27 protein-coding genes are annotated in these 25,702 nt (G+C 47.2%); 15 read left to right on the top strand and 12 right to left on the bottom strand.

Annotation, left to right across the window (positions count from 1 at the left end; all coding sequences use genetic code 11):
- Positions 1-6 precede the first annotated feature (6 nt).
- From lspA to dut, 3 genes are read left to right on the top strand one after another with little or no spacing between them, the layout of a single operon-like run.
- Entirely contained in the window at positions 7-501 is a 495-nt protein-coding gene (lspA, locus tag FD975_RS08560) for a signal peptidase II (RefSeq protein WP_215301897.1), read from the top strand.
- A gap of 9 nt (positions 502-510) precedes the next feature.
- Positions 511-1,722, top strand: coding sequence for a bifunctional phosphopantothenoylcysteine decarboxylase/phosphopantothenate--cysteine ligase CoaBC (coaBC, locus tag FD975_RS08565; protein WP_215301898.1), 1,212 nt, complete (start codon positions 511-513; stop codon positions 1,720-1,722).
- A gap of 34 nt (positions 1,723-1,756) precedes the next feature.
- On the top strand, positions 1,757-2,206 hold the full coding sequence (gene dut, locus FD975_RS08570) for a dUTP diphosphatase (RefSeq protein WP_215301899.1): 450 nt from the start codon (positions 1,757-1,759) through the stop codon (positions 2,204-2,206).
- A 58-nt stretch (positions 2,207-2,264) separates the two neighbouring features.
- On the opposite strand, the gene clpA is transcribed toward dut, so the two are convergent.
- Complete coding sequence (clpA, locus tag FD975_RS08575) at positions 2,265-4,571, bottom strand: ATP-dependent Clp protease ATP-binding subunit ClpA (protein WP_215301900.1); 2,307 nt, start codon at positions 4,569-4,571, stop codon at positions 2,265-2,267.
- Complete coding sequence (gene clpS / locus FD975_RS08580) at positions 4,568-4,924, bottom strand: ATP-dependent Clp protease adapter ClpS (RefSeq protein WP_251367963.1); 357 nt, start codon at positions 4,922-4,924, stop codon at positions 4,568-4,570. Before clpS ends, clpA begins: the two co-directional genes overlap by 4 nt.
- 276 nt (positions 4,925-5,200) lie before the next feature.
- Between clpS and FD975_RS08585 the strand changes: the two genes are divergently transcribed.
- Both FD975_RS08585 and FD975_RS08590 read left to right on the top strand, forming a co-directional pair.
- Positions 5,201-5,404 carry a cold-shock protein gene (locus FD975_RS08585; RefSeq protein WP_011903586.1) on the top strand — a complete coding sequence of 68 codons (204 nt, stop codon included), beginning with the start codon at positions 5,201-5,203 and terminating at the stop codon, positions 5,402-5,404.
- A gap of 124 nt (positions 5,405-5,528) precedes the next feature.
- Positions 5,529-5,984, top strand: coding sequence for a DUF192 domain-containing protein (locus FD975_RS08590; RefSeq protein ID WP_215301901.1), 456 nt, complete (start codon positions 5,529-5,531; stop codon positions 5,982-5,984).
- Positions 5,985-6,076: 92 nt separating this feature from the next.
- Here the strand turns inward: FD975_RS08590 and FD975_RS08595 are convergent, their stop codons facing one another.
- Genes FD975_RS08595 through argF form a run of 3 tightly spaced genes read right to left on the bottom strand, consistent with a single transcriptional unit; the run spans position 6,077 to position 8,666 of the window.
- Positions 6,077-6,382, bottom strand: a complete 306-nt coding sequence (locus FD975_RS08595) for a pyrimidine/purine nucleoside phosphorylase (protein ID WP_215301903.1) — start codon at positions 6,380-6,382, stop codon at positions 6,077-6,079.
- 46 nt (positions 6,383-6,428) lie between these two features.
- A complete protein-coding gene (locus tag FD975_RS08600; protein ID WP_215301905.1) occupies positions 6,429-7,658 on the bottom strand; it encodes an argininosuccinate synthase in 1,230 nt (409 codons plus the stop codon).
- A 60-nt stretch (positions 7,659-7,718) separates the two neighbouring features.
- A complete protein-coding gene (gene argF / locus FD975_RS08605) occupies positions 7,719-8,666 on the bottom strand; it encodes an ornithine carbamoyltransferase (RefSeq protein WP_215301906.1) in 948 nt (315 codons plus the stop codon).
- Positions 8,667-8,819: 153 nt separating this feature from the next.
- Here argF and FD975_RS08610 point away from each other — a divergent pair, with 153 nt between their 5' ends.
- On the top strand, positions 8,820-9,134 hold the full coding sequence (locus FD975_RS08610; protein WP_215301908.1) for a DUF3579 domain-containing protein: 315 nt from the start codon (positions 8,820-8,822) through the stop codon (positions 9,132-9,134).
- Positions 9,135-9,209: 75 nt separating this feature from the next.
- On the opposite strand, the gene rpsT is transcribed toward FD975_RS08610, so the two are convergent.
- A complete protein-coding gene (rpsT, locus tag FD975_RS08615; RefSeq protein ID WP_015421893.1) occupies positions 9,210-9,476 on the bottom strand; it encodes a 30S ribosomal protein S20 in 267 nt (88 codons plus the stop codon).
- A gap of 153 nt (positions 9,477-9,629) precedes the next feature.
- Between rpsT and murJ the strand changes: the two genes are divergently transcribed.
- From murJ to miaA, 3 genes are read left to right on the top strand one after another with little or no spacing between them, the layout of a single operon-like run.
- Positions 9,630-11,183, top strand: coding sequence for a murein biosynthesis integral membrane protein MurJ (murJ, locus tag FD975_RS08620; protein WP_215301910.1), 1,554 nt, complete (start codon positions 9,630-9,632; stop codon positions 11,181-11,183).
- 5 nt (positions 11,184-11,188) lie between these two features.
- Positions 11,189-12,031, top strand: coding sequence for a SirB1 family protein (locus FD975_RS08625; RefSeq protein ID WP_215301912.1), 843 nt, complete (start codon positions 11,189-11,191; stop codon positions 12,029-12,031).
- A 56-nt stretch (positions 12,032-12,087) separates the two neighbouring features.
- The gene (gene miaA, locus FD975_RS08630; RefSeq protein WP_215301914.1) at positions 12,088-13,092 is read left to right on the top strand and encodes a tRNA (adenosine(37)-N6)-dimethylallyltransferase MiaA; all 1,005 of its coding nucleotides are present in this window, start codon (positions 12,088-12,090) and stop codon (positions 13,090-13,092) included.
- 12 nt (positions 13,093-13,104) lie between these two features.
- Here the strand turns inward: miaA and purM are convergent, their stop codons facing one another.
- The gene (gene purM, locus FD975_RS08635) at positions 13,105-14,157 is read right to left on the bottom strand and encodes a phosphoribosylformylglycinamidine cyclo-ligase (protein ID WP_371743375.1); all 1,053 of its coding nucleotides are present in this window, start codon (positions 14,155-14,157) and stop codon (positions 13,105-13,107) included.
- Between the two features lie 73 nt (positions 14,158-14,230).
- Here purM and FD975_RS08640 point away from each other — a divergent pair, with 73 nt between their 5' ends.
- The 6 genes from FD975_RS08640 (at position 14,231) to panB (ending at position 19,520) form a co-directional block, all read left to right on the top strand.
- Complete coding sequence (locus FD975_RS08640) at positions 14,231-15,220, top strand: AI-2E family transporter (protein ID WP_215301916.1); 990 nt, start codon at positions 14,231-14,233, stop codon at positions 15,218-15,220.
- 12 nt (positions 15,221-15,232) lie between these two features.
- Complete coding sequence (gene hda, locus FD975_RS08645) at positions 15,233-15,991, top strand: DnaA regulatory inactivator Hda (RefSeq protein ID WP_215301918.1); 759 nt, start codon at positions 15,233-15,235, stop codon at positions 15,989-15,991.
- Between the two features lie 19 nt (positions 15,992-16,010).
- Positions 16,011-16,691, top strand: a complete 681-nt coding sequence (locus FD975_RS08650; RefSeq protein ID WP_215301920.1) for an HAD family phosphatase — start codon at positions 16,011-16,013, stop codon at positions 16,689-16,691.
- Positions 16,688-18,088 (top strand): polynucleotide adenylyltransferase PcnB, encoded by a 1,401-nt coding sequence (gene pcnB / locus FD975_RS08655; RefSeq protein WP_215301922.1) that lies wholly within the window; start codon positions 16,688-16,690, stop codon positions 18,086-18,088. Before FD975_RS08650 ends, pcnB begins: the two co-directional genes overlap by 4 nt.
- Positions 18,089-18,159: 71 nt before the next feature.
- Positions 18,160-18,687 (top strand): 2-amino-4-hydroxy-6-hydroxymethyldihydropteridine diphosphokinase, encoded by a 528-nt coding sequence (gene folK / locus FD975_RS08660; protein ID WP_215301923.1) that lies wholly within the window; start codon positions 18,160-18,162, stop codon positions 18,685-18,687.
- Positions 18,688-18,704: 17 nt separating this feature from the next.
- A complete protein-coding gene (gene panB, locus FD975_RS08665) occupies positions 18,705-19,520 on the top strand; it encodes a 3-methyl-2-oxobutanoate hydroxymethyltransferase (protein ID WP_215301925.1) in 816 nt (271 codons plus the stop codon).
- A gap of 14 nt (positions 19,521-19,534) precedes the next feature.
- On the opposite strand, the gene dnaJ is transcribed toward panB, so the two are convergent.
- The 5 genes from dnaJ to hrcA form a co-directional block, all read right to left on the bottom strand.
- Entirely contained in the window at positions 19,535-20,665 is a 1,131-nt protein-coding gene (dnaJ, locus tag FD975_RS08670) for a molecular chaperone DnaJ (RefSeq protein WP_215301927.1), read from the bottom strand.
- Positions 20,666-20,763: 98 nt separating this feature from the next.
- A complete protein-coding gene (gene dnaK, locus FD975_RS08675) occupies positions 20,764-22,698 on the bottom strand; it encodes a molecular chaperone DnaK (RefSeq protein WP_215301929.1) in 1,935 nt (644 codons plus the stop codon).
- Between the two features lie 174 nt (positions 22,699-22,872).
- A complete protein-coding gene (gene grpE / locus FD975_RS08680; protein ID WP_215301931.1) occupies positions 22,873-23,433 on the bottom strand; it encodes a nucleotide exchange factor GrpE in 561 nt (186 codons plus the stop codon).
- Between the two features lie 82 nt (positions 23,434-23,515).
- A complete protein-coding gene (hemH, locus tag FD975_RS08685) occupies positions 23,516-24,610 on the bottom strand; it encodes a ferrochelatase (RefSeq protein WP_215301933.1) in 1,095 nt (364 codons plus the stop codon).
- Positions 24,611-24,651: 41 nt separating this feature from the next.
- Positions 24,652-25,674 (bottom strand): heat-inducible transcriptional repressor HrcA, encoded by a 1,023-nt coding sequence (hrcA, locus tag FD975_RS08690; protein ID WP_215301936.1) that lies wholly within the window; start codon positions 25,672-25,674, stop codon positions 24,652-24,654.
- Positions 25,675-25,702 lie beyond the last annotated feature (28 nt).

Raw genomic sequence — 25,702 nt, forward strand, 5'->3', positions numbered from 1 at the left:
CACGCTATGAGCGCAAACCTATCATTTCTTCGTTATCTAGCGATTGCAAGCATTACGCTATTGCTAGACCAGCTGAGTAAATGGTCTGCCTTAAGCAATCTTCAATTAGGCGTACCTGAACCCGTCCTGCCATTTATGAACTGGTTGTTGCTATTCAACCCGGGGGCAGCGTTTTCTTTTTTAGCTCAGAGCTCAGGATGGCAGCGCTGGTTCTTTACGGTCCTTGGCTTAGCAGCTTCGGCTTACATCCTTTGGCTGCTACGCAAGAGTCTGAGTGACAAGATTCTCTGCTGGGCTCTCAGCCTCATTCTGGGGGGTGCACTTGGCAATGTCTTGGATCGCATCTTGTATGGCGCTGTAGTCGATTTTATAGATTTACATTACGCCAATTGGCATTGGCCCGCTTTCAATATTGCCGATAGTGCCATTTGCATTGGTGCTGGCCTCATTATTTGGGGCGAGCTTCGCAGGTCATTTGGCAAAAAGCCTCAATCCCATTAAGCTGGTCCCATGCAATCACTTTTAAATAAGAAAATCGTACTTGGCATTTCTGGTGGCATTGCAGCCTATAAGTCTGCAGAGCTGGCACGTCAGTTGATGCAAGAAGGTGCCAGTGTCCAAGTGGTAATGACCCAAGCTGCTCAACAATTTGTGACGCCAGTCACCATGCAAGCACTCACAGGCAATCCGGTTTACACCAGCCAATGGGATAGCAGCATTGCCAACAATATGGCCCACATTGAACTTTCTAGAGCTGCAGATGCGATTTTGATTGCGCCGGCAAGTGCAGATCTGATGGCCAAACTATCCCTTGGTCTGGCTGATGATTTACTCACCACTCTTTGCCTAGCAAGAGATTGCCCACTATTGCTGGCTCCTGCCATGAACAAACAAATGTGGGAACATGCCGCAACCCAAAGAAGTGCTGAACGACTGATTAAAGACAGCGTCACATTACTCGGCCCTGCAAGTGGCTTTCAGGCATGTGGCGAAGTTGGCTTTGGTCGCATGCTCGAACCTGCAGAAATTACTGAGCAATTAATTGCCTTCTTCCAGAAGAAACCCTTGTTAGGCAAGAGAGTTTTAATTACTGCTGGACCGACCTTTGAAGCAATCGATCCCGTACGTGGCATTACCAATCGTAGCTCTGGCAAGATGGGGTTTGCAATCGCTCGCGCTGCTATAGAGGCTGGTGCGGAAGTTCACCTGATAGCCGGTCCTTGCGAGCTAGATACACCACTGGCTGCGACTGGAAAAATTACGCGCACGAATGTAGTTAGCGCTAAAGAAATGCACGCAGCCACCATGCAATCTGCAGACTGCGATATTTTCTTTGCTGTTTCTGCCGTTGCCGATTGGGGTATTGCAAAACCCGCCAAAGAGAAGATAAAGCGTCAAGGCAAGCAAGCGCCAAGCCTAGAATTTATTGCCAATCCAGACATTCTGGCCGATGTTGCAAAGACAGTGAAAACTAAAGGTGGCAAGCCATACCCTTACTGTGTTGGCTTTGCCGCTGAATCTACAGACCTCTTAAAGCATGCGCAAGAAAAACTGCAGCGCAAAGGTATTCCGATGATCGTGGGCAATATTGGCCCAGATACTTTTGGTAGCGATCTCAATGAATTACTCATTGTTGAAAAAAATACCAACAAAAAAATTGCCAAGGCTGACAAGCTTCAGCTAGCACGCCAACTCATTACACTGGTTGCTAATAAAATTTAATTCCCCAAACCAATACCCTGCTTTAGGAAATTGTATGCAAGAACTTCAAGTCAAAATTCTCGATGAACGTATGCGAGACCAATTGCCAAGCTATGGCACACCAGGTAGCGCCGGTTTAGATCTGCGTGCCTGCATTGATGAAGCCATTGAAATCGCCCCAGGACAAACCGTTCTCATCCCAACAGGTTTAGCGATTTATGTAGAAGATCCACGCTATGCGGCATTCATCCTCCCGCGCTCTGGTTTGGGCCACAAGCATGGCATCGTACTGGGGAACCTCGTGGGACTGATTGATTCAGACTACCAAGGCCAACTGATGGTTAGCACCTGGAATCGCGGATCTACAACATTCAAACTCGAGCCTATGGAGCGCCTGGCTCAGTTAGTAGTGATGCCAGTACAACAAGTTCAACTCAAAGTAGTGGAAGAATTTACCGAGAGTAGTCGCGGTGCAGGTGGCTTTGGGAGTACTGGAAGGAGCTGATCCTAATGACTATTTTTATCCAATAAAAAACCACCCGAAGGTGGTTTTTTATTTACTGTTAAATCTCCTCAACTGGAGCTACATCTGCTTTAGGTCGCTTACCTGGAATCACGGGGGCATCAAACTGAAGTTGGACTTTACCATCAGCATCAATGTCGACGTCCACATGACCGCCCTGCGCCAATTTTCCAAACAGCAATTCATCAGCCAAGGCTTTGCGAACAGTATCTTGAATAATGCGCTGCATTGGCCTTGCACCCATAAGCGGGTCAAAACCATGCTTAGCAAGATGTGCACGCAATGCTGGACTAAAGGTTGCATCCACCTTCTTCTCGTGCAACTGCTCTTCAAGCTGCATTAAGAACTTATCAACAACTCGCATGATGATGGTCTCATCTAGCGCCTTGAAGGAAACAATTGCATCTAGACGATTACGGAACTCAGGGGTGAAGAACTTCTTGATATCCGCCATCTCATCACCAGACTCACGAGCATTGGTAAAGCCGATAGTAGACTTCTGCATCGCTTCAGCACCAGCATTGGTGGTCATGATAATGATGACATTACGGAAGTCGGTCTTGCGGCCGTTGTTATCCGTAAGGGTGCCGTGGTCCATGACCTGCAATAGGATATTGAAAATATCTGGGTGAGCTTTTTCAATTTCATCAAGCAAGAGTACGCAATGCGGTTTCTTGTTAACAGCTTCAGTCAATAAGCCGCCCTGATCAAAGCCGACATATCCTGGAGGCGCACCGATTAAACGGCTAACTGCATGACGCTCCATATACTCTGACATATCAAAACGCAAAAGCTCAATCCCGAGTATGTAGGCAAGCTGCTTAGCAACCTCAGTCTTACCAACACCAGTTGGACCAGAGAATAAGAATGAACCAATTGGTCTATCAATCTTGCCAAGCCCTGCACGAGTCATCTTAATAGCGCTAGCCAATGCCTCAATTGCAGGGTCCTGACCAAACACCACACTCTTAATATCGCGATCCAGCGTTTGCAACTTGCTACGATCATCCACCGTCACAGACTGTGGCGGTATACGTGCGATCTTTGCAACAATCTCTTCAATCTCTGGGCGACCAATCGTTTTCTTCTGCTTAGACTTTGGCAAAATGCGCTGCGCTGCACCCGCTTCATCAATTACATCAATTGCCTTATCTGGTAAATGACGATCATTAATGTAGCGTGAAGATAGCTCAGCAGCAGCCACTAAAGCAGCGGAAGCGTATTTGACACCGTGGTGCTCTTCAAACCGAGACTTGAGACCACGCAAGATTTGTACAGTCTGATCCACGGTTGGCTCAACTACATCCACCTTCTGAAAACGACGTGACAACGCGGCATCTTTTTCGAAAATGCCACGATATTCAGTAAAGGTAGTTGCGCCGATACACTTCAGTTGGCCATTTGATAAAGCAGGCTTTAATAAATTGCTCGCATCTAATGTACCGCCTGAGGCTGCACCAGCACCAATCAGAGTATGAATCTCATCGATAAATAAAACACCATGTGCACTGTCTTTTAAAGACTTCAAGACACTCTTCAAGCGTTGCTCAAAATCACCACGGTATTTAGTTCCAGCCAAGAGTGCGCCCATGTCTAAGGAATGGACTGTGGCATCAGCTAAGATTTCAGGCACATCGCCCTTCACGATTCTCCAAGCTAGGCCTTCAGCAATCGCAGTCTTACCAACGCCAGCCTCGCCCACTAAGAGCGGATTATTTTTACGACGACGGCACAGCACCTGAATCACGCGCTCAACTTCACTCTCTCGACCAATAAGCGGATCAATCTTGCCCTGTTTGGCCATTACATTTAGGTTCTGAGTGTATTGCTCCAGCGGACTCTCTTTACCGCCAGAGGATGCATCTTCGGCCTCCTGAGTAGATTCAGCAGGCTTCACTTGCTCAGTTTGATCCTTGCGTACACCGTGGCTAATAAAGTTCACTACATCCAAGCGAGTCACGCCTTGTTGCTGCAAGAAATAGACCGCATGCGAATCTTTTTCGCCAAAGATAGCAACCAATACGTTTGCGCCAGTCACTTCTTTTTTGCCGCTTGATGTGGATTGCACATGCATGATGGCGCGCTGAATCACGCGCTGAAAACCTAAGGTTGGCTGTGTATCAACTTCATCGTTACCAGGGACAACTGGTGTGTTGTCATTAATAAAGTTTTTGAGTTGCGCACGCAGCTCAGCAATATTGACAGCGCAGGCTTTTAAAACCTCGACTGCCGTAGCGTTGTCTAACAAAGAGGCAAGCAAATGCTCGACCGTAATAAATTCATGTCTTGAAGCTCGCGCATCAACAAATGCCATGTGCAAACTGACTTCTAGTTCCTGGGCAATCATGCTTCCTCCATAGTGCACTGTAGTGGGTGACCCGCTTCGCGGGATAGCTCGATAACTTGATGCACTTTTGTTGCTGCAACATCGCGTGTGAATACACCGCAAATGCCTTTACCAACTAAATGAACCTGCAACATGATCCGTGTAGCTGTCTCATGATCTTTATTAAAATACTCCTGAATGACCATCACCACAAATTCCATTGGCGTGTAATCGTCATTCAATAGTAAAACTTTATACATCGAAGGCGCCTTTAATTTCTCGGCCTGCTTTTCGAGAAGAATAGTGTCTTCAATGTAAGGGTTGTTTGGATTGCCAACCGTGGGATTTTTCGTTGTGCGACTCATGTGAAACATTCTAAACACAGATATAAAAACTTGGATTTGAGGGCTTTGTTGCAAAAAAACCATCAAGAATGGCCTCTTAACCCTATATTGGGGCATTTTTCGATAAAAAAAGGGGGCTTTAGCGGCAACTATCTTTACCCAACCCCTTGACACCCCACCATAAAGGGCAAACAATCAGGGGGTAGGCTTTATTTGAAGTCCTATTTAGGCGTGTTGTAGAGCGAGACTGATTAAAAAGTATTCACCCTCATCACGGTTGTTTTAAGTTTATGTAATGGAGTTCGCATGGCGACCGGAATTGTTAAGTGGTTCAATGATGCAAAAGGTTTTGGCTTTATCAAACCTGATGATGGTGAAGAAGAGTTGTTTGCGCATTTCAGCGCAATCACAATGCCTGGGTTCAAAACCCTCAAGGAAAACCAAAAGGTAACGTTTGACATTACCCAAGGCCCTAAAGGCAAACAAGCTACTAATATCCAAGCAGCTTAATCTGCTTTAGATCATTATTAAAAACCCAGGACTTGTTCCTGGGTTTTTTTTCGCCTGAATTTTCTTGCTCAGCCTACACCCTGACTTAGAATTAAGCTCATACCAAAGGATCACTCAGAACATCATGCTCCAATCCACAATCAAAAAATTTCTTGCTCTACTGGTCACAGCGTCCAGCATCTTTTCTGCTGCTGCGTTCGCGCAAGTTAATACTGGCCTGCCAACCGTTGAGCTGAAGGTCGGCATCTATCGCATTCAGGCAGAGCTGGCAGATACCTCTAAAGCACGTGAAATTGGACTCATGAATCGCACGAGCATGCCTACTAATTCTGGAATGCTGTTTATCTTTGAGCAAAAAGCAGGGCATTGTTTCTGGATGAGTAACACCAAGATCCCACTATCCATCGCCTTTATTGCTGATGATGGCAAGATTGTGAACATCGAAGAGATGCAAGCTGAGACTACCAACAACCACTGCCCTAAATCAGCCGTTCGTTATGCATTAGAGATGAATAAACAATGGTTCTCTGAGAGAGTCATCGTGCCGGGCACTGTTATTCAAGGTTTACCCAAGAGATAGAGACATTTAGTCGGGGTTAATAAAAAACGCAGACCTCAGTCTGCGTTTTCTTTTGTTTGCAAGAGAAGCGCGCCTCCCGCTTACTCGCTTACTTATTCAAAGTGGCAAACATAATGCACCGGTGACTCGGCACGGATAATGAAATATCCACCCTTCTCCACTTCCCAGCTTTGTCCGGCCTTGAATTCGACTTCAGGAGCGCCGTTGATGCTGACAAAGGCATTTCCATCAACCACTTCCATGACTTCTTTAGTACTCAGGTCAAAACGCAAAGTGCTTGGCAACACTACGCCGACAGACTTACGAACGCCATTAGGCAAAGTCACAGTATGAGATACGCACTTACCATCAAAAAATATATTAGCTTTCTTACCTACGGAAACTTGATCAAATTGCATCTTTATTCTTTCTAATCTGAATTTACTAGTTAGTTATTTATCGGAATTATTTAGCGCGCTTGCGTCTTGCCGTTTCAGCAATTCGCATACGCAAAGCATTGAGCTTAATGAATCCACCAGCATCGGCTTGGTTGTATGCACCACCGTCATCATCAAAGGTGGCAATCGTTTGATCGAACAAGGTATTTGCCGAATCACGCGAAATCACAGAGACGGATCCCTTATACAACTTCAAACGCACAACGCCATTAACCATCTGCTGCGTATGATCAATTAATGTTTGCAGAGCCAGACGTTCAGGCGCCCACCATAAACCGTTGTAAATCAAACTGGCGTAACGTGGCATCAAATCATCTTTGAGGTGAGCCACTTCACGATCCAAAGTAATGCTCTCAATACCGCGGTGTGCTTTTAACAAAATAGTGCCACCAGGAGTTTCATAGCAGCCGCGGCTCTTCATACCTACAAAGCGGTTCTCAACTAAGTCAAGGCGGCCAATGCCATGCATGCCACCAATGCGATTGAGCTCAGCTAACAACTCATGTGGCTTATATGCCTTGCCATTGATTGCCACTGGATCACCAGCGCGGAATTCAATTTCAATGATTTCTGGGGCATCTGGAGCCTTCTCAGGAGAGACCGTCCAGCGCCACATGGATTCTTCTGCCTCAGCATTTGGGTTCTCGAGATGACGACCTTCGTAACTAATATGCAATAAGTTGGCATCCATAGAGTATGGGGAACCACCTTGCTTGTGTTTCATCTCAACTGGAATGCCATGCTTTTCTGCATAAGCCATCAATTTTTCACGAGAGAGCAGATCCCACTCACGCCAAGGAGCAATGACTTTAATTCCCGGCTCAAGCGCGTAGTAACCCAACTCAAAACGAACTTGATCATTACCTTTTCCGGTAGCACCATGCGATACAGAATCAGCGCCAGTTTGGCGAGCAATTTCAATTTGACGCTTAGCGATTAATGGACGCGCGATGGAAGTGCCCAAAAGATATTCGCCTTCGTAAATCGTATTAGCGCGAAACATCGGGAATACAAAGTCACGCACAAACTCTTCACGCAAGTCATCGATAAAGATATTTTCTGGCTTGATACCAAACTGCAGCGCTTTAGCGCGCGCTGGCTCAAGCTCCTCACCCTGACCTAAATCGGCCGTGAAAGTAACGATCTCGCATTGATAAGTATCTTGAAGCCATTTCAAGATCACGCTAGTGTCAAGACCGCCGGAATACGCTAGAACTACTTTTTTAATATCAGACATGATTTCTTTTCAATTAAAAATGAACTAATAACAAACCAAAACAAATTGCTTTAAAAAAAATTAATCCAAACGACCGCAGAGTAAATACTCCATCAAGGCCTTTTGAACATGCAGACGATTTTCAGCCTCTTCCCAAACAATACTTTGCGGGCCATCAATCACTTCGGCTGAAACTTCTTCACCACGATGAGCTGGCAGGCAATGCATGAACAAGGCATCTGGCTTAGCCAAAGACATTAACTCTTCATCCACCATCCAGTCCTTAAAAGCGCTCATGCGTGAGGTGTTCTCATCCTCATAGCCCATGCTGGTCCATACATCGGTAGTCACCAAGTCAGCATCCTTGCAGGCATCTTTTGGATCAGCGCAAACAGTAAGGTGTTGCTTCGCTTTAGTAGTCAATCTAGACTCATCAAGCTGATAGCCGCCTGGTGCAGAGAAGCGAATTTGGAAATCTAAACACTCGGCTGCCTGTATCCAGGTATAGGCCATATTGTTGGCATCACCTACCCAAGCTACAGTTTTGCCTTGGATTGGGCCACGAGCCTCAACGAAAGTAAAGATATCGGCCAACACTTGGCAGGGATGGTATTCATTAGTGAGGCCATTGATCACTGGCACGCGAGAATTGGCAGCAAAGCGCTCAATAATCTCTTGGCCAAAAGTACGGATCATGATGATGTCGGTCATCCTAGAAATGACCTGCGCAGCATCCTCTACAGGCTCGCCACGACCCAACTGGGTATCTCTGGTGTTCAGGTATACCGCATGCCCGCCAAGCTGGTGTATGCCGGCCTCAAAAGAAAGGCGAGTACGGGTCGAATGCTTCTCAAAGATCATCGCAAGAGTACGATCGTGCAAAGGATGCCAGGTCTCGTAACTTTTGAACTTGGTCTTAAGCCAAGCAGAGCGCTTGAGGAGATAGTCATATTCTTCGCGTGTCAGGTCAGCAAACTGCAAGTAATGCTTAACCTGGCCAGGCACTTGAGGCTTTGCCAAAGATGTCATTGTTGAGCTTTCCAATAAAGTTTTAGCTTGCATTTTTTGTTTGGGCTACTGAACTGCACGAAAATAGTTCCTAAAGTCATCTTAAGGCCTTCTCAGACTGTTAAGCTAGAGGGCTGAGTAACACTGATTCCTTACAACGATTTCTACGCCAACTTGAACCACAAAAAGCTTTTCATTCAAGGCATTACAACTTCTGGCAAACCTTTTCGTCCCAGCGACTGGGCCGAACGTCTTTGCGGGGTGATGGCTACTTTTCGCCCGCCAGGCGATTCTGGCGACCCCCGCTTCACTTACTCACCCTATGTCAGACCAGTGGTTATTGCAAAAGTGAAATGCGTTGTTATCGATACCAGACTGAGAGACCTTGATCCAAGAGCGCTTGACTTTGTCATGAACTTTGCCAAAGACAACAGCCTGCCAATCGAAGAGGCCTGTGAATTCCAACCGAACTCACAATCCCAGCCCTAAAAACAAAAACCCGCTCTGATAAGGAGCGGGCTTAGACCCCGATTACTCTAGAGCCTGCCTAAAACTATAAAAGTCTTACGCTGCCATTGCCTTAATAGCTGCAGACAAACGTGACTTCTGACGTGATGCAGTATTTTTGTGAGCAATCTTTTTATCAGCAATCTTGTCAATTGTTGATTGAGTTGCTGCGAACACTTTAGCTGCAGCAGCCTTGTCGCCAGTTTCAATTGCTTTACGAACTGCCTTGATGGAAGTGCGAAGCTTTGAACGCAAGCTGGAGTTGTGCTCATTCTGTTTTACTGCCTGCCGTGCGCGTTTACGCGCTTGTGCGGTATTGGCCATCTTTAAACCTTGCTATATAAAAATTACAAAATACGATTAACTGAAAGTCTGCGTGGGTTCGCTAAATTTGTAAGCTGACTCACCAAAACCCAAGATTTTACATTAAAGCACTAAAAAAGCCCAGTCGCTTGATAAATAGGGGAAAATTAGCCCATGAATCTGCTTTCTGCTGCCGCCAAGGTTAGCTCCCTCACCACGCTCTCCAGGATCACCGGACTCCTCCGTGAGACCCTGATTGCCCGTAGTTTTGGGGCCTCGGAGTGGACAGATGCCTTTAATGTGGCCTTCAGACTACCTAATTTGCTACGCCGACTGTTTGCCGAGGGAGCCTTTTCTCAGGCATTTGTGCCGATTTTGGGAGAAATTTCCACTAAAGGGGACGTAAAACAGTCCCAAATCCTTGTAAATGCTGTTGCCACGCTCTTATTTTGGGCTTTGTTGCTCACGGTACTCCTTGGGGTGATCGGTGCCCCTCTGTTGATTCTGGTGATTGCTACGGGCTTTGAGGGTGGTCCAGCATATGAGGCAAGCGTAGTCATGACCCGAATCATGTTCCCCTACATTGGCCTCATTTCCATGGTTTCCCTGTCAGCCGGGATCCTTAATACTTTTGGCCGCTTTGCTATTCCGGCATTTACCCCAGTTTTACTCAATTTAGCCCTGATCAGCAGCGCCATCTTCTTGGCACCTTATTTGAATCAACCGATTTATGCCTTGAGCATTGGCGTGCTCGTGGGTGGCTTTTTGCAGCTTGCGATTCAGGTTCCGGCGCTATACCGCCTAGGCTTATTGCCTAAAGTGGGTCTCTTACCAGGCGCCATCAAAGCGGCCATAAAAAATCCGGATGCACGGCGCGTCATGAAACTCATGGGGCCCGCGGTGTTTGCAGTCTCCGTCGCCCAGATTTCCCTCATCATCAATACCAATATTGCATCTCGCTTACAAACTGGTAGCGTCTCCTGGCTCTCTTACGCCGATCGTCTGATGGAGTTTCCGACCGCCCTCTTAGGCGTTGCGCTAGGCACAGTCTTGCTACCGAGCTTGAGCAAGGCAAATGCAAAAAATGATTTAGTGCATGCTGGCGAGCTCTTGATTTGGGGATTGCAGCTCACCTTTTTGCTGGCCGCCCCTTGCGCAATTGCTCTCTTTATTTTTGGTGAGCCACTAGCAGCGGTGCTGTATCACTACGGCAAGTTCAGCGCCCTGGATGTCCTCATGACACAGCGTGCACTGGCAGCTTATGGCGTTGGACTCATTGGTCTTATTTTGGTAAAGATCTTGGCTCCCGGATTTTATTCACGACAAGATATCCGCACACCAGTAAAAATTGGCTTGTTGGTCTTGGTAGCAACCCAATTGGCTAACTTAGCTTTTGTTCCTTGGTTAGGCCATGCTGGCCTTGCCCTTTCCGTGGGCGCTGGCGCCTGCCTAAATGCAACGCTACTGTGGGTTGGCCTACATCGTCGCGGCGCTCTACCTAGCGCTGCATGGTTAAAGTACTTAGGGCAGCTTTTGCTCGCCTTAATTCCTTTTGCATTTCTCTTGTATTACGCCGCTACTGCACACGATTGGATCGCTCTGCAATCTAGTCCCTGGATCCGCATTGGATTGCTAGCCGCTTGGCTAGCTGCTGCTGCAGTGGTTTATTTTTCAGCCCTATGGCTTGTTGGCATTCGCTGGCAAAAATTCCTGCGTCATGCAAAATAGCTTTTATGCCAACACAACAACTTGACTATTTCACATCCCTCGTTGCTGAGGACGAGCACTTTCCCTTAACTGAAGCGACGGTTGCAGTTGCTCAGCATGCCTATCCTAATCTCAACGTTCAGGGAGTACTAGATCAAATTGATCAGTGGGGAAACAAACTCAAGCAACGTATTACTTCCGATACACCACCGATTCAGCGCCTGCAATTGCTCAAGCATTTCTTTTACAACGAATTGGGCTTTGGCCCCAATCCGAATGATTTTTACGCGCCCGAGAATTCTTATCTTCATCAAATCATTGAGAATCGCCGCGGCATTCCAATCTCATTGGCAATCTTGATGATGGAGCTTGGTCAGCAAATTGGTTTGAATATTCGTGGGGTATCCTTCCCTAATCACTTCATGATGCGCATCTCCTTACAACAAGGTGAAATCATCATGGACCCATTGAATGGTGAATCCCTCTCCAAAAATCAATTACAGGAAATGCTCGACCCCTACCTCGATGCTAAAGGCTATCGTGGCGAACTGAGTCTGCCACTCAATATTTTCTTGCGAGCCTCTAGCTCTCGAGAAATTCTCTCGCGCTTTATGAGAAATCTCAAAATGATTTACTCCGAAGATGAACGTTGGGAGCGTCTACTAGGCATTCAAGAGCGCCTCGTCATTTTGCTGCCAGAGTCAAGCGAAGAGATTCGAGATCGCGGTTTAATCTTTGCGCAACTAGAGTACGTTCGCCCTGCAATAGCCGACCTTCATCGCTACTTAAGCGAAATGCCTGGCGCAGAAGATGCAGCGGATATTCGTGAGCATATTGCTACGCTCGAGAGCCAAACAAAACTGCATTAATCAGCAGGCTCGTCAATCTCAATAGAGATTGCAGCATTTCATTCCTATAATGTCTTATGCAAACTGAACCTCACATTCAGCCTACGCATTTACCTCATCAGCCACCCATACTCTGTATTGTTGGCCCTACAGGCGCAGGCAAAACCCATCTCGCTATGGCTTTGGCAGAGCATGCCAAGCTCTTGGACAGAACAGTTGAAATCATCAGCATGGACTCTGCCCTGGTTTATCGCGGACTAGATATTGGAAGCGCTAAACCAAGCAAAGCAGAACAGGCTGCGGTTCAACACCACCTGATTGATATCTTAGAGCCCACCGAATCCTATTCAGCAGCACGCTTTGCAAATGATGCTAAGCGACTTTGCGAAGAAATTCGTGATCGTGGGAATATTCCCGTCGTGGTGGGTGGCACGATGTTGTATTGGCGGGCCTGGGCCTATGGCCTCTCTTCTTTGCCACCAGCTGATCCAGAAATTCGCGCCCGTCTCGATGAGCAAGGTAAATTAATTGGCTGGCCTGCGATGCATGCCGAACTCGCCAAAGTAGACCCCATCACTGCGGTGCGCTTGGAACCCAATGACTCTCAACGAGTACAACGTGCTTTAGAAGTTTATGAAATCACAGGCAAACCAATGTCGGAACTGCTGGCAGATGCGCCAAGCGAAGATGGCAGAGAAGGTTCAACTATTCCGGAGTGGATTGACCTCATTTCGCTAGAGCCCAGCGATCGCTCACGCTTACACCAGAACCTAGAAAAAAGGTTTGATGAAATGCTCATCGGAGGATTGTTAGAAGAGGTTCAGCTACTTAGAAAAAATCCAGACCTGCATGGTGACTTACCTGCGATTCGCTCTGTTGGCTATCGACAAGTCTGGGAGTTCTTATCCGGAGAAGTTGATCAGGCCGAAATGCGCTACAAGGCACTAGCTGCGACTAGGCAGCTCGGTAAGCGGCAATTAACTTGGTTGCGTGCAATCGCTGGAAGAAAAACATTTGACCCATTCAACCCAAATGAGTTGAATGCGGCCCTAGAGCACTGCAAGCAAAGCCTAAACAAATAGGCCTTAGGCGCACTAAATAACGATGGTTTGTGGTGCACCAGCTGGACGCCCTACAACCTCACCAACCGTCCAAGCATGCAAACCCTCATCCTTGAGAGATTGAATTGCAGCATCTGCTTGATCGGCAGACACAATCACCACCATGCCAATACCGCAGTTAAATACACGCACCATTTCTGCATCAGCCACACCACCCTTCATCTGCAACCAGCGGAAGAGCTCTGGCATTTGCCAGCTATCGCGATGTAATACAGCTTGCGTATTTTCTGGGAGCACACGTGGCACGTTATCCACTAAGCCGCCCCCAGTAATGTGAGCCATTCCCTTTACATTGATCTCATTGATCAACTTCAACAGCTGCTTCACGTAAATTTGTGTAGGCGCCATCACCACATCACCCAATGAACGGCCACCCAAATCATCAGTTGGCTTTGCGCCAGCACGTTCAATAATTTTGCGAACTAATGAGTAACCATTGGAATGGGCGCCACTCGAAGCAATTGCCAAAACCACATCACCCGGGGTAATAGTTGCACCAGTAATGATTTTTGATTTTTCAACAGCGCCAACAGCAAAGCCGGCTAAGTCGTATTCACCTGGAGGGTACATACCAGGCATCTCAGCGGTTTCGCCACCAATCAATGCGCACCCTGACAATTCACAACCCTTAGCAATGCCACCAACTACGGAGGCAGCTGTGTCGACGGTGAGCTTGCCGCAAGCGAAGTAATCTAGAAAAAAGAGTGGTTCAGCGCCTTGAACCAAAATGTCATTCACACTCATTGCCACTAAATCCTGGCCGATCGTGTCATGACGATTCCACTCAAAGGCCAGTCGGAGTTTTGTACCAACACCGTCAGTACCCGATACCAATACTGGCTCTTTATAGCGTTTTGGCACTTCAAACAGGGCGCCAAAGCCGCCAATACCCGCCAATACACCCTCGCGCATGGTTTTCTTAGCCAAAGGCTTAATGCGATCTACCAAATCGTCTCCAGCATCAATATCGACACCAGCGTCACGATAGGAAAGGCCTTTTGAGGAAGAATTGGTAGTTGAGTTCATGGCAGAGATAGAAGATTAGTAAAAAACGCTACTTGGTCGGTAGAATCATTGAATTCTAGAGGATTCGAGCACGATGGCTGAAATTTTTACCCCTTTTTTAACCGCATTTATTTTGGCTTATGCCTTACGCCCAGTTTGCTTGTGGCTTGAGGGTCGTAAGCTGCCCCGCGCAGCCGCGGCTGGAATTGCCATGATTCTTGGTCTGGGAGTGGTTTTTTTGATTTTGAGCCTGTTTATAACCCTCCTCAAAACCGAGATTCCCCTCATTAGAGCCCAATTCCCAGACTGGATCCAAAACACGCAAGCCTGGCTTGGACCCAAGCTGAGTGAATTAAATATCAATGTGGATTGGGGCTCCCTGAAATCCAGTGCGACCCAAAAAATTACGACTCACCTGAATGACAATTCCGATGCGCTAATGACATCCACCTTAGAGACTGTGCTGATGTCTGGCAGCTCAGTAATTACTGGGTTCGTTAATGCGGTTCTCATCCTGTTTGTGATGTTTTATCTACTCATCGACTGGGATCATTTTTTTAAGCTAGTTAAAAAAATCGTACCTCTTCGCGCACAAGATACGGTTCATCACTTGATCATGCATGCTGATGGTCTGCTATCTCAATATCTTAGAGGCATGCTGATCGTTATCTCCATCATGTCTGTTTTTTATAGCGTTGGGTTAACTCTAGTGGGGATTAAAGGCGCTGTAGCATTTGGTGTCTTCACAGCACTCATGATTGTGATCCCCTACATCGGCATCACCTTAGGCTTCAGCTTAGCCATCCTTGCAGCCCTTTTACAGTTTGGTCCTGGTGGTGCAATCATTGGCGTCTTGGTGATATACGGACTTGGGCAATTTATTGAAGGCTTCTTTCTTACGCCGCGCCTGGTAGGCGAGCGAATTGGTTTGCATCCAGTTGCCGTTCTCTTTGCATTGTTGCTATTCGGCAAATTATTCGGCTTCTTTGGCGTGCTTTTAGCATTACCAACGAGCGCAGTCGGCTTAGTTCTACTCCAATACGGCTGGTCACGCTATACCCAAAGCTCTTGGTATCAAAAGTAAATTTCTGCAGTAATGAATAAGCCTTCACTACCAAAGCAATTTGCGCTCGACATCAGTCAGGCGCCCAAACCTAGTTTAAATAATTTTTTAGCTGGAGAAAATCTAGCGCTGCACTCTGCTTTAGTAGCCTTAGCTAAATCCTGGGAGGCGAATGCTCCAAGATTAGCTAGCGAGAATCCCTTGAATCAACGCTGGATCTATTGGTGGGGATCCGAGGGTTCTGGTCGCACCCATTTACTCAGCGCCGTCGGCAACGCAGCTCAGTACTTAGGCTTGGAATACTTCCCTCTCACGCCTAAGGAACCGATTTCCTGGGTTCGCCTTGAGGAAAATCTACCCTCCCTCTGCGCTAGTGATGCACCCTCTGTCATTACTGTTGATGATGTGGATCGACTTGATGAGCGCTTGGTAGCCTCTTTATTTCGTATTCTGAACGCCATTCAAGGCAGCAAAGCGGTGCATATTTTCATGGCTGGCAATGCTGCTCCAGGGGCACTAAAGCTTAGAGAAGACCTTCGCACCCGCCTGGGATGGGGTTTGATCTTTCAAACTCACCTTTTGGGAGATGATGAGAAAATGGAGGCCTTACAACAAGCGGCGCAAGCGCGCGGCTTAGTTTTATCGCCAGATGTTTTGCCTTGGTTATTAAATCGCTTTTATCGCGACATGCCTAACCTCATGGCCTTGATTGATGCTTTGGATGCTTATTCACTTGAAACAAAACGTGCTGTTACCTTGCCACTCGTAAGAGAGCTGTTGCAGCAAAAATAAATTAATTCATATTCAATTCGTGACCCAATTAGCCCTGTTCGACCTAGATCACACATTACTCCCCTGCGATAGCGATTATGAATGGGGCCAGTTCTTGGCACGTATCGGCGTGGTAGATAGTAAATACTACGCACAGCAAAACGAACGCTTCTATCAAGACTACAAGGATGGAAAACTCAACATCCAAGAATTCCTTCGCTTTGCATTAAAGCCGCTCTCAGAACATTCTCGCGCGCAACTCAAAGAATGGCATGACGCTTTTATGCACGAAGTAATTACTGGTCAACTTCGTCAAGAGGCGATTGATCTTGTGAAGCGCCACCAAGATGCTGGCGATCTTTGCTGCGTTGTCACTGCAACCAATAGCTTTGTTACTAGACCCATTGTTGAGAGTTTTGGCATAGAACATCTTGTGGCCACTGAACCTGCCACCGTGGATGACAACCCTTTCACCGATTTCACTGGCGAAGTCAAAGGTATTCCGAGTTTCCGAGAGGGCAAAATTCAGCGAGTACACGATTGGCTTGCCACTCAAAATCTCGTATTGGATCAGTTGCCACAAAGTTATTTTTATTCGGACTCAATGAATGATTTACCTCTCCTGGAAAAAGTCAGCAATCCTGTTGCCACCAATCCAGATACCCGCCTGCGTGAAGAAGCCACGAAACGCCACTGGCCCATACTTGAACTGTTTGCATGATTACCAAATTTATTAAACGTATTTTGCGTCGTGACCCTATGGTCAGACACACTGCCGCCCATACCTCCGGCGCTCCCAAGAGAATTCCAAAAAAATCTCACCGCATTAATCCAGATTTACTCTCCAAAAATGCAGTGAAAGTAACTCAGACATTGCAACAAGCCGGCTATGAGGCTTTTATCGTCGGTGGCGCAGTGAGAGACTTAGCGCTAGGCATTGGGCCTAAAGATTTTGATGTAGCAACCAATGCCACACCAGATCAAGTACAAAAGCTATTTCGTAAAGCACGTCTCATTGGTCGTCGCTTCCAAATTGTTCACGTCACTTTCTTTGGCAAAGGTCAACCGGAAATTATTGAGGTATCTACCTTCAGAGCCTTATTGGAGAACGCTGGCGAGCATGTAGCGGAAAATGGCCGCATTCTACGTGACAACGTTTGGGGTAGCCAACACGAGGATGCTGCTCGGAGAGATTTCAGCATCAACGCAATGTACTATGACCCCGCTACCGAGACTGTCCTCGACTATCACGGCGGCATGGCCGATATGCAGAAGAAAACTTTACGCATGATTGGTGATCCCGCCAAACGCTATCGCGAAGATCCGATTCGAATGCTGCGTGCGATTCGTTTTGCTGCCAAAACAGGCTTTACTTTGGATGCAGCGACAAGCGCACCTATCGCCAAATTGGGTAAGTTAATTCATGATGTTCCATCAGCCCGCCTATTCGACGAAATCCTTAAACTACTGATGTCGGGTTATTCATGGGCCGCAATTCAAGGCTTGAAGGATGCAGGATTGCATCATGGCCTTCTACCTTTACTTGATCACATCCTGGATCAGAGTGCAGACTCTAAAGAGGCAAATGATTTTGTACGTATTGCACTTGCCAATACCGACCAACGTATTCAGTCAGGAAAGAGTGTTTCAGCAGGCTTCTTATTTGCCACCTTACTTTGGCCAGACTTGCTGAGCAATTGGAAAAAGAATATCGCTAAGGGGATTTCTAACATCCCCGCATTGCATGATGCAATGGATGAGACGATTGCGAGCCAAAGTAGCGGCATGGTGATCCAGCGTCGCTTCGAAAGCGATATGAGAGAAATCTGGTCTATGCAGCCTCGTTTTGAAAAGCGTGTTGGACGCTACCCTTATCGCCTCATTGAATCCCCACGCTTTAGAGCGGGTTATGACTTTATGCTGCTGCGTTGCGCTACCGGCGAGAAAAGTCCATCCTTAGGTCAATGGTGGACCGACTTCATTGCTACCGACCCGGCAGGGCAGGAAGCCTTGATGGCTAGCGTCAAGAATGAGGGTAGCAATAGCGCCTCCCCTGCAAAACGACGCCGCCGCAGAAAACCTAAAGCCACTATCCAAACTGAAGCTTCACCAGACTAAGCAGACTTAAGAAAAATTCAGTAAAGTAGGCTCGGTAATCTCCTATAGTTTTTCTCTTGTTTGGGATGAGCATGGCTCGAGCTTTTATTGGATTTGGTGGCAATATCGGTGACACACGTCAACTTATTACTGACGCGATTGTGTGCCTCGCGCAGCGTTGCGAACTTCAAATTGTTGCCAAAAGCTGCTTCTATCAAAGCGCGCCATTTCAAGCTACTGGCGGAGACTACATCAATGCAGTCATTGAAATAGAAACGCAATTAAGCCCTTACGGCTTGCTACACGTCTGCCAAGCAGTTGAACAAGAATTTGGCCGTGAGCGTCCTTACACCAATGCACCTCGCACAATTGATCTGGATATTCTGGCATTTGAGGGCGTCTCCCAAACGGATACCGAACTCACTATTCCGCACCCCAAAATCATTGAGCGCTCTTTTGTTCTCCTGCCTTTACTGGAGATTGCTCCGGATTTCTTTTTACCCAACTGGGGTGAACTCAAGGCTTATCTCCCCAATGTAGCCGATCAGCGGATCGAAAAACTCCCTTGCCGCAACTGTAATTGTGCTGAAAAAGACGTTTATAGCCCATCAGCGCATTAATTCATTAAACTCACGCCATGGGTTACTTACAAGGCGAAAAGCCAATCACGATCTCTAAACTCCTCTCCATGCGTGTTGAGGGTGAAAAAATTTCTATGCTGACGGCATACGATTCCACCATGTCAGCCTTATTAAATCGCTGCGGGGTGGATACCATCCTGATTGGGGATTCTCTAGGTAATGTGATTCAAGGTCACTCGAGTACCATCCCGGTAACGGTTGAGCAAGTGGCGTATCACACCGAATGTGTAGCTCGTGCCAACACCCATGCATTCGTGATTGCAGATCTTCCTTTTGCTAGTTATGGTGATCCGGTTCAAGCCTTGGATTCAGCTGCAGAACTTATGCGGGCTGGTGCAGATATGGTGAAGCTTGAGGGTGGTGATTGGCAAATCGACATCATTCAATATTTAGTGGAACGTAGCGTTCCTGTTTGTGCTCACTTGGGACTTCTGCCTCAGTCTGTTCATATCTTGGGTGGCTATAAGGTTCAAGGTAAGTCAAAGGATGCTGCAAGCTTAATGCTCGAACAAGCGATTGCTTGCGAGCAAGCGGGTGCGCAAATGATTGTGCTCGAAGCAATCCCCTCCTCATTAGGAAAGCTGATTACTGAATCGCTTTCCATTCCTACAATTGGAATTGGCGCAGGTGCAGATTGCTCCGGCCAAGTGTTGGTATTGCAAGATATGTTGGGCATCAGCCCTGGAAAACCACCAAAGTTTGTAAAAAACTTTTTGGATGGTCATGCCTCAATTGAGGCCGCAGTCAAAGCCTATGTTCGAGAAGTGAAATCCGGAAAATTTCCTGGACCCGAACACGGCTTTGCTGGATAAGCTTTAATAACTAGCTAACTGAAAAAACTCTTCACGCCATCAAACCAACCCTTTTGATGAGGGTTGTGTTTGTCACCACCGGATTTCAGGCTGTCATCAAAGTTCTGCAGTAATTTTTTCTGCTCTTCAGTTAACTTCACCGGCGTCTCAACGGCAACGTGAACAAAAAGATCGCCCACCATCGTAGAACGCAAACCTTTAATTCCCTTGTTACGCAAACGGAATGTTTTTCCAGTCTGCGTTCCTTCAGGAATCGGAAACTCGACGCGGCCCGAAAGCGTTGGCACTTCGATATCGCCACCAATCGTTGCAGTAGCAAAAGAGATCGGCATCTGAACATGCAAATCACTACCGTCACGCTCAAATACCTTATGGGGTTTTACTCTGACCTCAACATAGAGATCGCCAGATGGTCCGCCGTTCACACCTGGCTCGCCGTTACCCACTGAGCGCACGCGCATACCATCATCAATACCCGCAGGAATTTTGATTTCAAGTGTTTTTTGTTCTTTGTGTTTACCGCTACCATGGCAAGTCTTACATGGCTTCGGAATGTACTCGCCAGTACCGCGGCACTTAGGGCAAGTTTGTTGCATTGAGAAGAAGCCTTGCTGAACGCGAACTTGGCCATGGCCATCGCAAGTAGTGCATCTCTCAGCCTTACTTCCAGGCTCAGCGCCTGTGCCGTGACATGGCTTGCAGTCACTCCAGCTTGGCACCCGAATTTGTGTGGTGTAACCCTCAGCAGCTTGCTCGAGAGTGATCTCCATGTTGTAACGTAAATCGGCGCCCTTATAAACCTGAGGTCCAGACTGACGTCCACCACCCTGGCCGAAGATATCACCAAAGATATCACCGAAGGCATCTGCAAAACCACCGCCACCGAAACCACCACCGCCAAAGCCACTGGACTGATCAACGCCTGCATGACCGTATTGATCATAAGCAGCACGCTTGTTGGGATCTGTCAGCGTTTCGTACGCTTCTTTGACTTCTTTAAATTGCGCTTCCGCTGTTTTGCTATCGGGATTGCGATCAGGGTGATGCTTCATCGCCATTTTCCGATAAGCCTTTTTTAGCTCCTCATCGCTGGCACCTTTCGCAACACCAAGCACTTCGTAATAATCCCGTTTACTTTTAGGCACAAAATTCCTCTCAACAACCTGAATGACACAAGTCGGCTCGAGGCCGACTTGTTATTGAAGTACTTCTAAACTACGTTAAATGGCTCTCAATGAAGGGATTACTTCTTATCATCCACTTCTTTGAAATCCGCATCTACTACGTCAGCATCTGGAGCAGCTGCTTGCGCACCACCAGGAGCTGCGCCAGGTGCAGCGCCACCAGCTTTAGCTTGTTCAGCAGCCATGGCCTTTTCGCCCAACTTCTGACTTGCTTTACCCAAAGCTTCAGTCTTAGCTTCAATGGCAGCTTTATCACTACCCTTGATGGCCTCATCCAATTCTTTTAAGGCAGCTTCGATTGCTTCTTTCTCAGAAGCCTCTAGAGCAGAACCATGCTCTTCTAAAGCTTTCTTAGTTGAATGCGCCAAAGCATCTGCAGTGTTACGCGCTGTGACCAATTCCAATGCTTTTTTATCTTCATCGGCATTCGCTTCAGCATCTTTCACCATGCGTTGAATTTCTTCTTCAGTCAAACCAGAGTTTGCCTTGATGGTGATTTTGTTCTCTTTACCAGTCGTTTTGTCTTTTGCAGCTACGTGCAAAATACCATTGGCATCGATATCAAAAGTCACTTCAATTTGTGGCATACCGCGTTGCGCTGGAGCAATACCTTCCAAATTAAATTCACCGAGCAATTTGTTGGCAGCAGCCATCTCACGCTCACCCTGGAAACACTTAATGGTTACTGCTGGTTGGTTATCTTCCGCTGTAGAGTAAACCTGTGAATGCTTAGTAGGAATAGTTGTGTTCTTCGGAATCATCTTGGTCATTACGCCGCCCAAGGTTTCGATACCCAGTGACAACGGGGTAACGTCCAAGAGCAATACGTCTTTACGATCGCCAGACAATACGGATCCCTGAATCGCAGCACCAACAGCAACAGCTTCGTCTGGGTTCACGTCTTTACGTGGCTCTTTACCAAAAATCTCTTTTACCTTGTCTTGCACAGCAGGCATACGAGTCTGACCACCAACCAAAATCACGTCGTCGATATCGCCAACGCTTACACCAGCATCTTTGATTGCTGTTAAGCAAGGGCCAGCAGTACGGTTGATCAACTCTTCCACCAAAGATTCCAACTTAGCGCGAGTCAGCTTCAAGTTCAAATGCTTAGGACCGCCTGCATCAGCAGTTACATATGGCAAATTAATTTCTGTTTGTTGTGCAGATGACAATTCGATCTTGGCTTTTTCAGCAGCGTCTTTCAAACGTTGCAATGCCAATACGTCTTTACTCAAATCTACGCCTTGCTCTTTCTTGAACTCAGCAATGATCCAATCAATGATGCGTTGGTCAAAGTCTTCACCACCCAAGAAAGTGTCACCGTTAGTAGAGAGCACTTCAAACTGCTTCTCGCCATCCACGTTTGCAATTTCAATGATGGATACGTCGAATGTACCGCCACCCAAGTCATACACGGCGATCTTACGATCCACTTTGTCTTGCTTGTCCAAGCCGAAAGCCAATGCAGCAGCGGTTGGCTCATTAATGATGCGCTTCACATCTAAACCAGCAATACGGCCTGCATCTTTAGTAGCTTGACGTTGGCTATCGTTGAAGTAAGCAGGAACAGTAATCACTGCCTCAGTCACTTCTTCGCCGAGATAATCTTCGGCAGTCTTTTTCATCTTGCGCAGAATTTCTGCTGATACTTGTTGTGGCGCCATTTTTTTATCGCGCGCTTCAACCCAAGCATCGCCATTGTCTGCTTGAACAATTTTGTAAGGCATTAAACCGATGTCTTTTTGCACTTCGGCATCAGTAAACTTACGACCCATCAAACGCTTCACTGCGTAGATGGTGTTTTTAGGATTGGTAACTGACTGGCGTTTTGCAGGTGCGCCAACCAATACTTCGCCGTCTTCAACGTAAGCAATGATGGATGGGGTTGTGCGGGCGCCTTCGGCGTTCTCGACAACTTTAGGTGCATTGTTTTCTACAACTGAAACGCACGAGTTCGTGGTTCCCAAGTCAATTCCGATAATCTTTCCCATAATGGCTCCAAAAAATTAAGTTGTGTGTAATTTCGTAATATTGCGAATAATTCGATATTCAATAAATGGGGTTGAAAAGAGGGAATTCAAGGGCTCAAAATGCAAAAAAGGCAGAAATTTGCCTTTTTTATGTCCTTTTTCATCATAAACCCCCAATTTAGGGGTTTTAAAGGCTTATTTGGGTGCGCTCACGGTTACCAGGGCTGGGCGCAGAATACGATCAGCAATGGAATACCCCCTCTGAAGCACTGAAACCACAGTATTGGGCTCTTGATCAGATGGCACTGAAGCAATTGCCTGGTGATGGTGCGGATCAAACTTGTCACCTACAGCAGGATTAATCTCCGTCATGCGCCCCTTTTCAAAGGCGGAAAGTAGCTGTTTTAGGGTGATTTCCAAGCCCTCTTTAAAAGCTTTGGCATCTACTGCCTCTGCATTCAAGGCGGCATAGAGACTATCGGTAACCGGCACGAGATGCTCGGCAAAACTCTCAATCGCAAACTTATGTGCCTTAGAGACATCTTCAGCAGCCCGACGACGAATATTTTCACCTTCAGCCTTGGCTCGAAGATAGTTATCTTGCATCTCCGTTAGCTTTTGATTTAACTCGGCAATCTCTTGCTCTGGAGTCTTCACTTCATCAGATGCAGGCGCCGTATCAGCGCCACCCTCCGCTTGAGCAAGCGGCTCAATATTTTCTTGCTCAGGGGATGGATTTTGATTTTCTTGGGTCATGGGTACAAATTCACTTTTCTATCAGAATGGCTACTTCTCAATGATATGGGGCTGATTCAGGTAATTTCAAGTGTGACGGCATTTAAGCAATTCTGGCTTTAGCCAATTCAGCCAGTCGATCACGTTCCTTCAACACCGCATCAGATTCGACACCCAGACTCCAGCCTGATAAATGCTGCTGGGCAATGTCGTACATCGCATCAATCCATTTTGGATTGCTATTGAGACAAGGAATATAGCGGTAATCTTTACCGCCATGCTCCAAGAAGATCTCGCGCGCCTCCATGGCAATCTCCTCTAGAGTTTCCAAGCAATCCGCCGGAAAACCGGGGCAAAAAATATCCACTCGCTTGCAACCCTTTTTGCCAAGCTCCTCAATCATCGGGGCAGTGTACGGCTTGAGCCACTCAGCTTTACCAAAGCGAGATTGGAAAGTAACGAGATATTGACCAGGCTCTAGACCCAAAGATTCGCCAAGTAAGCGACCAGTTTTTAAGCACTCACAATGGTAAGGGTCACCCTTCATTAAATTGCGCTTTGGCAAGCCATGGAAAGACATCACAAGACGATCACCAGTAGCAAAATCTGGTCGCCCATCTTTATCCCATGCGCTTAATACTTGGTCGCGCAGCGCGCTAATGTAAGCAGGATTATCGTGATAGTGCTTTACCAAACGCAGCTCAGGTTGATTGCGCCAAGTTCCAAGAACACGAAACACTTCATCAAAACTGGATGCAGTGGTTGTGGCTGAGTACTGTGGATATAGGGGTAACAACAAGAGGCGCTCCATACCCTGTGTCTGCAAGGCTTCTAAGGCTTGCTGTGTAGAAGGCTCACCATAGCGCATGGCTAAATCTACTAATACCACTTCACCATGATTCGCAAATTTCTCGCCCAACTCTTTTACTTGTAGGCGCGAGTAATGCATCAAGGGGGAGCCTAATTTTGGCAACCAAATGGAGGCGTATTTCTTGGCTGAGGCACCGCTACGAATCGGCAAAATAATGCCATTCAAAATGCACCACCAAATAATGCGAGGAATTTCTACAACGCGTGGATCGGATAGAAATTCCTTGAGATAAGCCCTCACCGCTTTAGCAGTTGGCGCGGAAGGAGTACCCAAGTTCAGCAATAGCACTGCTGTCTTAGAAGGACGTAAGTGGGGATTTTGATTCAAGGAAGATCCGTTTAGTTAAGAAGAAAACAAAAAAATTACTGTCACGATCCTATCGGGGAGCTCAATGCACCCGATAACAACTTAGAGGTGATGTCGACGATCGGAATCACCCGATCGTATGCCATGCGAGTAGGGCCAATTACTCCAAGTGTTCCAACAATCTGCCCATCCACACTGTATGGCGCGCTGATGACAGCCAAATCTTCATAAGGTAGCAAATCACTTTCGCCCCCAATAAAGATCTGAATACCATCAGCATGACTAGATACATCTAGCAACTGCATCAGTACTGACTTTTGCTCCAGCATGTCGAACATCTTACGCAACTTGTCTAAATTGGTACTGAGATCGCCAACATTGAGCAGGCGACGCTCACCTGACAGCAACATGTCCCCCTGGCCCATGCCGTAGTCGCTAACCCCACTATGCAGCGCCAAGGCCATCAAGCCAGAGATATCGCTGCGCAGGTTATCTAGATCGGAGGCCAGATGCGCACGCACCTCAGCAAAACTCTTGCCTGCGAACTGCGTATTGATGTAATTGCCCGCCTCTACCAACTGACTAGGGGTGTAGTCCTGGGTGGTTGGAAGGATACGGTTTTGGACGTCACCCTCAGGGGTCACCATGATGAGCAGGATCTTGCCTTCACCCAGTCGTAAGAACTCGATATGTTTAAAGACTTGAGCCCGCTTCGGCGTCATCACCACCCCAGCAAAATGGGTCAAATTAGACAAAATTTGGGCAGCGGAGTTCAGTACCCTCTGTGGAGAATCTGGCAAAAGCCCTTTCTCCATCTCCCGAGTGGCGATTTCCTCTAGGGGCCGAACCGTCACCATCGTGTCTACAAAGAGGCGATAGCCCCTTGGGGTTGGGATGCGACCGGCAGAAGTATGAGGGCTAGTGACTAGGCCCATTTCTTCCAAATCAGCCATCACATTACGAATCGTGGCCGCAGAAAGATCCAGTCCAGAGAATCGAGATAGGGTGCGTGAGCCAATAGGCTGCCCCTCTTCGATATACCGCTCGATGAGGGTTTTCAGTAAGGCGCGGGAGCGATCATCCATAGTGGAAGGGATTTTATGCGTATGGTTT

It is taken from the genome of Polynucleobacter sp. AP-Jannik-300A-C4 (assembly GCF_018688335.1).
Taxonomy (GTDB): domain Bacteria; phylum Pseudomonadota; class Gammaproteobacteria; order Burkholderiales; family Burkholderiaceae; genus Polynucleobacter.